Source organism: Chryseobacterium sp. GVT01B (assembly GCF_019970045.1).
GTDB lineage: Bacteria > Bacteroidota > Bacteroidia > Flavobacteriales > Weeksellaceae > Chryseobacterium.
On record NZ_JAHXYI010000007.1, the window covers coordinates 240,069 to 252,178 of the forward strand.

Genomic DNA, 12,110 nt, shown 5'->3' on the forward strand with positions numbered 1-12,110 from the left:
CAATGAAAAAAATATTAGTACTACTCAATTTGTTTGTGGTTGGTTCTACCTATGCGCAAACTAACCTTACTACGACAGAAAACTATATCTATGAAAAAAACTGTTTAACAGAAGACTGTTCCAAAAAAACAGAATCCGTACAATATTTTGACGGTCTTGGAAGAGCAAAGCAAAATATAGCGGTAAAAGCAACTCCCTCCGGAAAAGACATTGCCATTCCCGTAGAATATGATGCGTATGGAAGACAGGTAAAAAGCTACCTTCCCGTTCCGCAATCAGGGACACAAAACGGAGCTTTATATGCCAACCCGCTTTCCAATGCTTCTTCCTTCTACGGAAATGAAAAAATCTATGTCGAAAAAGTATTGGAATCTTCTCCTCTGGGAAGACCACAGCAGCAAATACAAGTGGGTAACGACTGGGCCGAGCATCCAATACAGTTTTCGTATTCTGCAAATAACACAGCAGATTCAGTGAAAATATATAAGGTGGTATCAAACTGGATAGAAGGACGAACCAATGGTGCACCAAGTCTTTCAGGAACCTATTCGGAAAATACGCTATACAAATCTGCTGTTACAGATGAAGATGGTAATGTAACTACCCAATTCAAAAATAAGAAAGGGCAGACCATTTTAACAAGAAAAAAATATGGGGCACGTAATGCAGACACCTATTATGTGTATAACGAATATGGTCATATAGTATATACAATACCTCCGTTAGCTTCTGCTTCTACATTAACACAGACTGTATTGGATAACCTTTGCTATCAGTACAGGTATGATGGCTGGAACAGACTGGTGGAGAAGAAACTTCCAGGAAAAGGCTGGGAATATATGGTGTATAATAAGGCTGATCAACTTATCTTGTCTCAGGATACAATCCTGAAAGGAAAAGGACAATGGCTTTTTACCAAATACGATCAGTTTGGAAGAGTCATTTACACTGGGATCACCAATAATCCTGCCAGCAGAACATCCATGCAAAACAGTGTCAACATCAATACCAATTTATATGAAACCAGAACTGCTACAACAGGATTTGTCTTAAATGACCTGCCTGTATATTATACTAAAGTATCTACTCCTAGCAATGTTACCCAGATCTTAAGTGTTAATTACTATGACACTTATCCTTCCTACAGCTTCAATCCGGCTTTTCCTTCTTCCATTATGGGAAAGTTACCGCTTTCTGATAATTCAGCAGCCAATGCAGTAAGCACGAAAAGTCTTCCTGTAATGAACTTGGTAAAGAATATTGAAGACGATAACTGGACAAAAAGCTATATATATTATGATTCTAAAGGAAGAGTGATTGGAACCAATTCTATTAATCATTTAGGTGGAAATACCAAAACTGAATCTGAGTTGGATTTTGCAGGGGTAGTTCAAAAAAACAATGTTTATCAAGTGAGAAAATCTGGTGAACCGGGAGTATTGATTAAAAAACGTTATGTTTATGATTTTCAGAACAGGCTTTTACAGCATTACCATCAGGTAGATGATAAACCTGAAGAATTATTGTCAGAAAACACCTATAATGAACTTTCTCAACTTATCAATAAAAAAGTAGGCAATAATCTTCAGAGTATAGATTATACCTACAATATCCGTGGTTGGCTGTCTGATGTCAATAAGAACCAGATGGGATTGGCAGATCTGGGAGGGAAACTTTTTTCCTATGCCATTAAGTATAACAAAAAAAATGGGATCGATAATCCGGACACGGCACAATTTGCAGGAAAAAATGTAACCCCGAAATATAATGGAAATATTACAGAAGTAGATTGGAGGTCGGTAGAAACAGTAGGGGTAAATCCTTCACTTACCCCAAAAAGATACGGCTATGCTTATGATTCAATGAACAGAATGACGGCTGGTTATTATCAAAACCCAGGCAACCCGTACAGCAAAGAAAATACGGAATCATTATCATATGACCTCAACGGAAACATCAGCAATCTGTACAGAACTTCCCTAGCAGAATATGGAAGCAATACGGCAACGGTAATTGATAATCTGAATTATACCTACACTGGAAATCAGGCAAAAAACATCAATGATATTTCCCAAAACCCGACAGGTTATGAAGGTGGAGGAAACACCATCACCTATGACCAGAATGGAAATATGCTGACCATGCCGGATAAGGGAATTAATTCTATTCAATACAATTATTTGAATCTGCCCAATAGTCTTCACTTAAACAAAAACGGAAATGAAGATATTGCCATCATTACAAAATACAGGGCAGATGGAACAAAGCTGTCAAAAGAAAACACAACAACAATTACCGGATTTAATGGCTTTACAACCACAAAAAGAATTACAGATTATTTAGATGGTTTTCAATATGTAAGAACAGAAAATTCTGGTTCAGGCGGCTCGGAAGCGTTGACACTTTCTTCCATGTCTGCCAGAGCAATGCAGCCACAGGCCTATAGCATCGTTACAGATCCTACTGTACAGCCTGTAGGAGGAAGCTTTACCGCCAGTCTGAAAACTCCGGACTTACAGTATTTACCCACTGCAGAAGGATTTTACGATTATCTGAAAGATCAGTATATTTACCAATACAAAGATCATTTGGGGAATGTAAGGATTTCTTACGGAAGAAACAGCGCAGGGGCTCTTGAGATTACAGATTCTAATGATTACTATCCTTTTGGGATGAATCACCTGAAAACAGGAAATGCATTCTTTGGACGGGGAAGTTATAAAGATAACAAATACAACGGCAAAGAACTTCAGGAAACGGGCATGTACAGCTACGGCTGGAGAGAGTATATGCCGGATATTGGAAGATGGAACGGGATAGATCAGCTGGCAGAAAGCTATCATTCTACAAATCCATACGCTTACGTAGCCAATAATCCTATATCAAACTTTGATGTAGATGGCAGATGGTTTAATGAGGATGGAACTATTGATACTTCAGGACAGGCAAATCCTTTTGCTATAATAGGAGGAAGGTCTTTAATGACCAATTTCCTAGGACGGACATCTGATGAAGGAGGAGGAGGAAGTGGTATAACAATAGGAAATTTGCTAGATGCATTACAAGGCATCCAAGATCCTCCATCAACAACTTTAAATTTTGAATTTCAGTTTGGAGAATGGGATTATCTTTATACAGAAAAGAAAGGAATGCTGAAAGGAACAAAAGGAGCTGAGTTTTCTTCGGAATCTATGCTGGATAATAATCCTTATAATAATAAGTATTTTAATACAGCTGATTTTAAAAAAGTAAATAATGTTGTGGCAGGTCTTAACCTTGCTATTACAATTATAAAATTGAAAAATGGGGAGTATAGTATTAGCACAAGTAAAAAGCCAGTAGCTTATGATAGTAGTGCTTATGATGCCAAGTCAGATGGAAGTGCAGATATACAATATACAGGAAATGGTAAAGGAGTTTTAAATATCCAATTTCAAATTACAAATAAAGAGCAAACTCTAGAAGGAAAGCTTGGAAAGATAGATGCAAAAGCAAATGTAAAAGATTCTCATACTGCATATATGACAATGTCTTACCCTTTTAATGTTAGAGAGAACAATGGAAAAATGTCTTTGCAGTTTGGTCGTCCAACTAATTATCAATCTTACAACCTTAATACGTTAATGATTGCTGAGGGAATCCGATATATACCACTTACCAAATTTGAATTTTTAGGCCCTCCTATTCAAACAAAAGATTATAATTATCAAATAAAAAAGAAATAACAATGAAGAAAACAATATTATATACACTGCTATTTTCAGGAATAGTATTTCTAGCTGGAGCATATATTTATCATCAATATCAGTACAAAAAATTTGAAGATTTTTTTATGAGTTCAACAGTTTATGGCAGTAAAAAAATGACAATTGATACCACATTTACAAAAAGCAATAAAAAACTTGGACTAAATGTAAATACCTATAAATATTCATTTTTCTTAAAAAATGGCAACGAATTTTCCAGAGATTTTTTTCTAACAAATTCTTTTGATAAAGATTTTAAAATTGTTGGAGGAGGGGGATCTGGAGGAGACTTTATTAATATTCCTATATTTCGTATAAAAAATAAAATTTATCTAGATCTTGTTTCTGAAAAATCGACTCCAAATAAAAAAATAGGTTATAATGTTGTAGTAGAATATGAAAAAGAACGTCAAATTCAATATTATGTTGAAATAACAGAAAAACTGGAAAATAAAAAATATACTATTTATTTTAAAAGCTATCCACCAAAGAAAATTTTAAATGCTAAAAACCAGTATATAAAAGATTAATTTATTGTGCAAGGGCAGAATTTTTCTGCTCTTGTATTTTATAACACAATTAACAATGAAAAAAACAATATTATACGCACTACTATTTTCGGGAATAGTATTCATGGCTGGAGCATATATTTATCACCAGTATCAATATAAAAAATTTGAAAATTTTTTTATGAATGCTCGACTTTATGGTAGTGGTAAAATCGTTCCAGATACTGCGCTTGCTGAAAATTATAAAAAAATGGGGCTAAATATAAAAAGTTATAAATATTCAATTATTTTAAAAATTAATGATGACGAGGCTTTAGGTGATGTCTCTTTTACAACATCATTTAATAGTGATTTTAAAATTACAGGAGGAGGCTCAAGTGGAAGTATAATTGGTAATCACCCGATATATGGTGTAAAAAATTCTATTTACCTGAAATTTATTCCTGAAAAATGGGTTCCTAATAAAAAATCTGCATTTTATCTTATAGTTGAGTATGAAAAAAATAAGAGGATACAATATTATTTTGAAATGACAGAGAAATTGGAAAATAAAAAATATACTATTTATTTTAAGAGCTATCCACCAAAGAAGATTCTAAATGTTGAAAATCAATATATAAAAGATTAATTTATTATACAAAAGCAGAAAAATTCTGCTTTTGTTTTATTGACACAAACTTATGAAGAAAACAGTTTTATATGCGCTATTATTTTCGGGAATAGTATTCATGGCTGGAGCATATATTTATAAACAGTATCAATATAAAAAATTTGAAAATTTTTTCATGGGTTCAAGAATCTATGGAAGCAAAAAAATGATTATTGATACTACATTTGCAAAAAGTAATAAAAAACTAGGTTTAAATGTAAAGGACTATAAATATTTATTTTTCTTAAAAAATAAAAAAGATTCTTCTATTGCCAGAGAATTTTTTTTAACGAGATCATTTGATCAGAATTTTAAAATTGTTGGCGGCGGCGGTTTAGTAGGAGACTTTTTTAATATTCCTATATTTCATATACAAAATAGAATCTATACGCATTTTATTTCTGAAAAATGGATTCCAAATAAAAAAGTTGTTTATTATATCATAGTAGAATATGAAAAAGAGCGTCAAATTCAATATTATGTTGAAATAATAGAAAAATTGGAAAATAAAAAGTATACTATTTACTTTAAGAGTTATCCTCCAAAGAAAATATTAAATGCTAAAAACCAATATATAAAAGACTAATTATTAAGCAAGAGTAGAAAAATTCTACTCTTGTATTTTATAACACAAGTAACAATGAAAAAAACAATATTGTATACGCTATTATTTTCAGGAATAGTATTTCTAGAAGTTGTTATTTATCAAACAATTTTTGCTCCTCATCAAAATTCTGAAAAGCTTCTACGGGGATTTTCGGTACTTCTGATATTTTTTCGAGCAACTGGTTTTCAATGGTTTCTTTTTGTTCAAGTAAAGAAATTTTCTTTTGGTTCCAGTCATCGCCCAGATCCAGAGCCAATGCTTCCTACTTTATTCCTAGCATTTCTCTAAAATGTTTTACATTTCTTTCCTGATGTATTTTGTAGTCCATTCTTAATCAATTTGTGAATATTCAAAGAGAATACATTCTGTAAAGTAAAGGGTAAAAATATCCGGTAAAATATTCCTGTGATACCTGTTAAAATGTCGGGAACTAGTTTATAAACTGTATTCAGCGACTTCGGAAGTGTTTTCGGCCACTATAGTAAGTCTCTGCAGTCGCTCATTAATTTGCTATAGCCATTTCGTAAACTGTCTCCAGCCATTTAAGAAATGCTTTCAAACACTATTGTAAATATCTCTGGGTACCTTATCAAATAGGTATAACTACTTTACAACCGTCTCAACCATTTTCATAAGTACCTTTACCTACTTATCAAAGTGGCTGGAGACCGTTAATGAACACCCTTTAGCCCCTTATATAACAGGATATACCCCCTTACCCAAGGGGGTAGAGGGGGGGTGAAGTGGGGAGAAGGATATTAAAGTACCTGATAATTTCATTTTTCAATACACGAGTTTTAGGAATTAAAACAAATCGTATCAGAATATTTTAATTTCCTAACTTTGTAGTTCTCAATAACAATCAAAATAAAACTATGTCAATCACTAACGAAGATCAGATGATCGGAATGCAAAAAGTAAGTGAAGCTGTTGCCTATACTTTGAAAAAGATGATGGAGTATGCTGAACCAGGTATGACCACAAAAGATCTTGATGAGTATGGAGCCAAAATACTGGAAGATTTCGGGGCAAAATCTGCTCCTTATCTGACCTACGGATTCCCAGGCTGGACATGCATCAGCGTGGATAATGAATTCTGTCACGGTATTCCTACCGATCAGAGGATTTTGAAAGAAGGTGATCTTATCAATATTGACGTTTCTGCCGAACTGGGCGGATATTGGGCCGATAACGGTGGCTCTTTTGTCATCGGAAAAGATATTCATGGACATCAGAAATTGGTGGAGGCATCTAAAGAGATTTTAAAGAAAGCTATTGACAATATAAAAGGTGGAGTGAAAATCGCTGACATAGGGCATTTAATGGAAACAGAAGCGAAGAAAAGAGGTCTTAAGGTTATTAAAAATCTTGCAGGACATGGAGTAGGAAGAAGCTTACACGAGCAGCCTGATGAATTACTGAACTACAAAAACCGTTTTGATTCCAGACGTTTTAAGAAAAACTCTGTGGTGGCTATTGAAACTTTTATTTCCACTGATTCCAATATTGCAGTAGAATTGAAAGACGGATGGACAATGGTAGGAAATAAAGGCGGCTATATGGCTCAGCACGAACATACCATTGTAATCACCGATGGAAAACCAATCATTCTCACCGAAATGAACGAAATCCTGAATTAAAAGAAACCGCAACGATAAGAGCAATCATAACTATTTTTAAGACGCAAGATTTTATCATAATTTCCTTGCTGAAAATCTTTGATTTTCTTGCGCCTTAAAATATACATCAGTAGTAAAAAACTTTGCGCCCTTGCGTTAAAAACAAAGTATAAAATACTATAAAAGCCCCCAAAGCTTCATCCAATCAACTTGTTGATTCCTTCTTAGCTCCCTTATATTCAGAATCAAGAATAGAAAACTTTGCGTTTACAATAAAATTTACTTTTAAAAAAGTTCATTGGCAGTACCAAAGTCTTTTAAAATACTTTCATAATCCGCTGTAAAACCATTCTCCATAGTCCCTTCAATACGATAGGTTTCCACATCAGTAATTCCCGTATAATTTCTGAAAACATCCTTCAGATAAGCAGAAATATAATCTGGAGCACCTTCAGCTCTCTTACCACCGGAAGCAACTGCTAGATATACTTTTTTACCTTTAAATTGTCCTACACGGTCCCAATGTTCATCAAAAACATAAGTTATTCCCATCCGGATCAGCTGATCCAGCCATGCTTTCAAAGGAGTGGAAATTCCCAGATTAAACATGGGAGTTCCGATGATGATAATATCTGCCTCACGCACTTCATTTACAATCATATTGGCATATGAAAGAAGCTGTTGACTTTGCTCATCATACAATGCTGGATGCTTATAAAACTCATGAATAGACACTTCATCAGCATGAGGTGGAGTGTTTTTAATCAGATCCCGGACTGTAATCTTATTGATATTGCCCTGTTGCAAAAGTCTTTCTAAGATGAAAGAACTCAATTTATTACTATAAGACTGTTCTCCTCTTGCGCTGGAAATAATGTGCAGAATATTCTTCATACTTTTTTATTCTAATGACGATTAGATTTTCATTATGGGGACATGAAGCTCCATTTTGATCAGGTTAAAATTTTAAACAGCAGCATTCAATAGTTTTGATTGAAAAAGCCCGGTTTTAAATTGTTAGGCACCAAATACTTTGCTATATTTATAGGATCAAACCACCTCACAAAACTTATCTGCTATGAAAAAAGTTCTTTTAATCCTTCTGGGAATCATTGTCATTCTGGCCGCTGTAGTATTGATTAAAACATTTACTTATCCTTTTAAAAAAAATAATATCGGAGCAGGCGAAGGATGGAAACCCATAAAAAATGATTCTGCAGTGATGAGGCTGTCGGGAGGAATAAAGGTCCCAACCGTTTCTACAGGAAGTTTAGGGGAATTTGACTATGCACCCTTTGATCAGTTCAAAACTTATTTAAAAGCTTCTTACCCCTTAGTATATCAGAATACAGAAAATGTTGAGGTGAATCAGTATGGATTGGTGTTCAGACTTAAAGGAAGCAATCCTGCCCTGGAACCCATTTTATTTCTTTCCCATATGGATGTTGTTCCTCCTGGAGATGCAGATATAAAAAATAATGAAGAAAATATATTCCGTCCGGATGATAAGCCGGCAGAACCTGTTGCAAAAGTAGCGGAAGACTGGGATTTTGCCCCTTTTTCCGGAGCTGTAGCTAATGGAAGGATCTATGGAAGAGGAGCGATAGACATGAAGGGAATGCTCTTTTCTTTAATGGAATCCATGAATTCTATGATTAAAAATAAACAGATTCCACAACGCGATATTTATCTGGCGTTTGGTTTTGATGAAGAAGTTGGCGGACAAAAAGGTGCTATTCAGATTGCAGATTATTTTAAGAAAAAAGGATTGAAGTTTGATGCAGTGTATGATGAAGGTGGATTAATTATGAGAAAGGGAAATGTGGCAGGGATAGATACAGATGTTGCTGTTGTAGGATGTGCTGAAAAAGGCTTTCTTTCCGCAAAAATTAAAGTGAAAGGGCTTGGCGGGCATTCTTCTATGCCTCCCATGGAAAGTGCTATCGGAAAAGCAGCTGTTATCATGCAGCGTTTGGAAGATGATCAGATGAAACCTGTGATTACCCCGTTAATCAAAGAGTTTTTTAATAATATCGGAGGTGAAATGCCTTTTACAACAAGAATGGCACTGGCCAATCAATGGCTTTTAAAACCTGTTTTAATTTCACAACTCACTAAAAATAATACAACCAACGCATTGGTAAGAACAACAACAGCGCTGACAATGATGAAAGGAAGTGACGGTACCAATGTGCTTTCTCCTGAAGTTGAATTTGTGGTTAATTTCAGATTACTTCCCGGAAACTCAGTGAAGGATGTAAGGGATCATATAGCTAAAGCAACTGAAGGTTTTGATGTGGAGGTAGAGGAAATTGACAATACAAGAGAAGCTTCTGCAATTTCTCCAACCAATACGAAAGCTTTTAAAATGATAGAAGCCGGAGTTAAAGAAATTCATCCTGGAGCTATTGTTACCCCATATCTTACCATGGCTGGAACTGATGCCGGTAAATATGAAATTGTAAGCAAAAACGTCTACAGGTTCATGCCGATTAAGATCAACAGTGCTGAACAACAAAGTATTCACAGTACCAATGAATATCTTAGCATTGAAAATTATCTGAAGATGATTCATTATTTTGAGTACATCATGAAGAATTACGACAAATAAACGTCAATGTTGAATAGTCAATTCGCTGCACTCGCAAATTTTGATACATATACATAGATTTTAACACAAAGTTAGCTAAGATATTTTAATGTTTTTAAAAACGATCGCAAAGGCTTTTCACTCAGCAATTGATAAACTTATACCCTAGCTGAACGAAGTGCCTTTGCGAACAAATAAATTCTGTATAGTATAATAAACCCTTGCGAACCTTAGCGTTATTAATCTTTCACAATTGACTTTGCGAAGCAAAAATTGACCATTGACTTAACAATCTTTCAAATCTTTTTTACAAAAAAATATATTGCGTCAAGTTTTGTCGCATTACGGATATAGCTTTGTCATATCAAAATTACAGAGCTATGGAATTGCCATTTTACTTAAACTTTAACGACTTTGAAAGTAATTATTACGACAACCTTGAAAAATGGTTTGAAGAATATCATAATACCAGCGAAACAGACTATTTGAATGCTCTTGCTGAACTTTACAGTCCGTATGTCTATTATAATTTTACAGATGACATGCTAAAGCCGGATGCTTCCATTGAAGTGAAAGACTGCTTTTTTCCTTATCATGAAAAAATCGGGATCTCATTCTGTATTGATTGTGAAAACGGAACTTCTCCATCCAATGGAATGAACCAGGTTTTTGAATTTAAAAATATTTCCATGATGGAGTATGCCCAGCATATTCTGGATAAGATTAATAAGTTTTGTTCAAAAAATCCAAATGCTTTGGACGGTACCAAAAATATTCAGGATTATCTTAATCACTATGCTATTATTACCTCTATGGAAGGAGTAGGATATTGTATCAGCTACAATCGCCATCAGAAAGCCATTCCTTTTTTGAAAGCTTATCTTCCATACTATGGTCAGACGGTGAGTATGGCGGTATACAGAGATTTTCTTTTCTCTGTTGTGCAGATTGCTGAATTCATAGATCAAAAACTGAAGACGGTACATGCGTTTAAGCAAACTATCTATGCCCGTTCCAAAGCTGAAGCCAAATTCAATGTGCAGTTGAGCCGCCAGTTTCTGACATTGTGCAACTAATATTTTACACCAACATTCATACTTAATTATATTGCAGAGAAACTTATGTTTCAAACAAAAATCCCGGTCAGCAATGACTGGGATTTTGTATATGGTGTAATAGAATTATTCTTTTTATTATCTCTTTTTGTACGGAATATTCCAGATAAGGTCCGCCGCCAGATAATGAACGCCTCCATGATGAATACTTCTGCTGTCTCTGATAAGATCATCCATATATCCTACATCTACTGTAAATGGAGAATTTGGGATTGTAAACATATAGTAAGCTGCAATTCGCATTTCACGATACCCGAAAGAACCCCACTGCGGATCAGGTTCATTAAGATGGCTGATGGAGAACAGTGCTTCCGCACTCAATGCCAGTTTTTGATTATTTTTAGGAGATAAATTATAGGTTAATTGCCCCTTGATACGCGTTCTGAATTGAAAACCTTCCTCTACTTGATGAAAATCTGCATCAAAAAACTTTCTGAATTCCTGTCGCACCGTATTTTTTAGTTTCCATTTCTTTCCAAGGTCAAAAGTATATGCATATCTTCCGTAAATTCTGAATTCCTGTTCCGTATTTTCTTTATCATATGGAGCGTTGCTTTCGTATTTTGGTTGCCGACGGTAGCTCAAAGCATAGCTGTACTGCTGATGTGGTGCAAAGGAATGGTAAATTTCATGATTCAAGACAATGATAGCCTGCTTTGAAAATAGATTATGATTATCCGGACTGCTTTTTCGCCCGATGGCAATATAGCTTAACGCCTGTTTCTTCCCTAAAGAATCCAGCTGTCGTTTTACTCCAAAGGCTCCCCAGAATGCGGTATTGGCATCTCCCAAACCGGGTGGACTGATCTGTGCTTGTAAGGTTGAATCGATAAAGCCCAATAAAAATAATCCGGCAAAAAGTTTCTTTATGCTCAACATCATGGGTAACTGCTTTATTGTTAGTTTTAAATGACTGCGAAACCATAAGTTGGGCAAAAGTACCATTGATACGCAGTGAGAATACTTTAAGGTGTCAAAATTAGAGGCTTTGTTCATAGAATGTTTATTCAAAAACTTTTAATACTGTTTAAAAACATGACAAAATAAAGAGATGATTTAGGATAGATTTAGGAATAGAGTTTTTTGAATCAAATAATGATTGTGGATAAAATGTTAATAACTTGTGGAAAAGTGGATAACTAATGATTAATCAGTTTTTACAGTTGACGTATGCAATTGTTTTACTATTTCTATTTTCAGAAAGAATATAATATTTGTTAAAATTTATTTAGAATAATTCAAATTAATATTGTGGGAGAATTTGCTATTCCGTTA

General features: G+C 34.5%; 9 protein-coding genes and 1 pseudogene. 7 read left to right on the forward strand and 3 right to left on the reverse strand.

All coding sequences use genetic code 11. The features are described from left to right. The first annotated feature begins 2 nt into the window (after positions 1-2). The 4 genes from LC457_RS18360 to LC457_RS18375 are packed head-to-tail and all read left to right on the forward strand — an operon-like array spanning position 3 to position 5,490. On the forward strand, positions 3-3,725 hold the full coding sequence (locus LC457_RS18360) for a DUF6443 domain-containing protein (protein ID WP_223601161.1): 3,723 nt from the start codon (positions 3-5) through the stop codon (positions 3,723-3,725). Positions 3,726-3,727: 2 nt separating this feature from the next. Beyond that, positions 3,728-4,276, forward strand: coding sequence for a hypothetical protein (locus tag LC457_RS18365; RefSeq protein ID WP_223601162.1), 549 nt, complete (start codon positions 3,728-3,730; stop codon positions 4,274-4,276). Positions 4,277-4,331: 55 nt separating this feature from the next. After that, the gene (locus LC457_RS18370; protein ID WP_223601163.1) at positions 4,332-4,883 is read left to right on the forward strand and encodes a hypothetical protein; all 552 of its coding nucleotides are present in this window, start codon (positions 4,332-4,334) and stop codon (positions 4,881-4,883) included. Positions 4,884-4,935: 52 nt separating this feature from the next. Beyond that, positions 4,936-5,490 (forward strand): hypothetical protein, encoded by a 555-nt coding sequence (locus tag LC457_RS18375; RefSeq protein WP_223601164.1) that lies wholly within the window; start codon positions 4,936-4,938, stop codon positions 5,488-5,490. A gap of 130 nt (positions 5,491-5,620) precedes the next feature. On the opposite strand, the pseudogene LC457_RS18380 reads toward LC457_RS18375, so the two are convergent. Then, a pseudogene (locus tag LC457_RS18380) lies at positions 5,621-5,839 on the reverse strand (XRE family transcriptional regulator); the annotation flags it as partial. Positions 5,840-6,386: 547 nt separating this feature from the next. Here LC457_RS18380 and map point away from each other — a divergent pair. After that, positions 6,387-7,151 (forward strand): type I methionyl aminopeptidase, encoded by a 765-nt coding sequence (gene map, locus LC457_RS18385; RefSeq protein ID WP_223601165.1) that lies wholly within the window; start codon positions 6,387-6,389, stop codon positions 7,149-7,151. Positions 7,152-7,415: 264 nt separating this feature from the next. Here map and LC457_RS18390 read toward each other — a convergent pair whose 3' ends face one another. Continuing rightward, positions 7,416-8,024: an FMN-dependent NADH-azoreductase gene (locus LC457_RS18390; RefSeq protein WP_223601166.1), complete on the reverse strand. Its 609-nt coding sequence runs from the start codon at positions 8,022-8,024 to the stop codon at positions 7,416-7,418. A gap of 184 nt (positions 8,025-8,208) precedes the next feature. On the opposite strand from LC457_RS18390, the gene LC457_RS18395 reads away from it, so the two are divergent. Beyond that, entirely contained in the window at positions 8,209-9,741 is a 1,533-nt protein-coding gene (locus LC457_RS18395) for a M20/M25/M40 family metallo-hydrolase (RefSeq protein ID WP_223601167.1), read from the forward strand. 359 nt (positions 9,742-10,100) lie between these two features. Beyond that, positions 10,101-10,796, forward strand: a complete 696-nt coding sequence (locus tag LC457_RS18400) for a hypothetical protein (protein WP_223601168.1) — start codon at positions 10,101-10,103, stop codon at positions 10,794-10,796. A gap of 117 nt (positions 10,797-10,913) precedes the next feature. Here the strand turns inward: LC457_RS18400 and LC457_RS18405 are convergent, their stop codons facing one another. Next, positions 10,914-11,717 (reverse strand): DUF2490 domain-containing protein, encoded by an 804-nt coding sequence (locus tag LC457_RS18405; RefSeq protein WP_223601169.1) that lies wholly within the window; start codon positions 11,715-11,717, stop codon positions 10,914-10,916. Positions 11,718-12,110 lie beyond the last annotated feature (393 nt).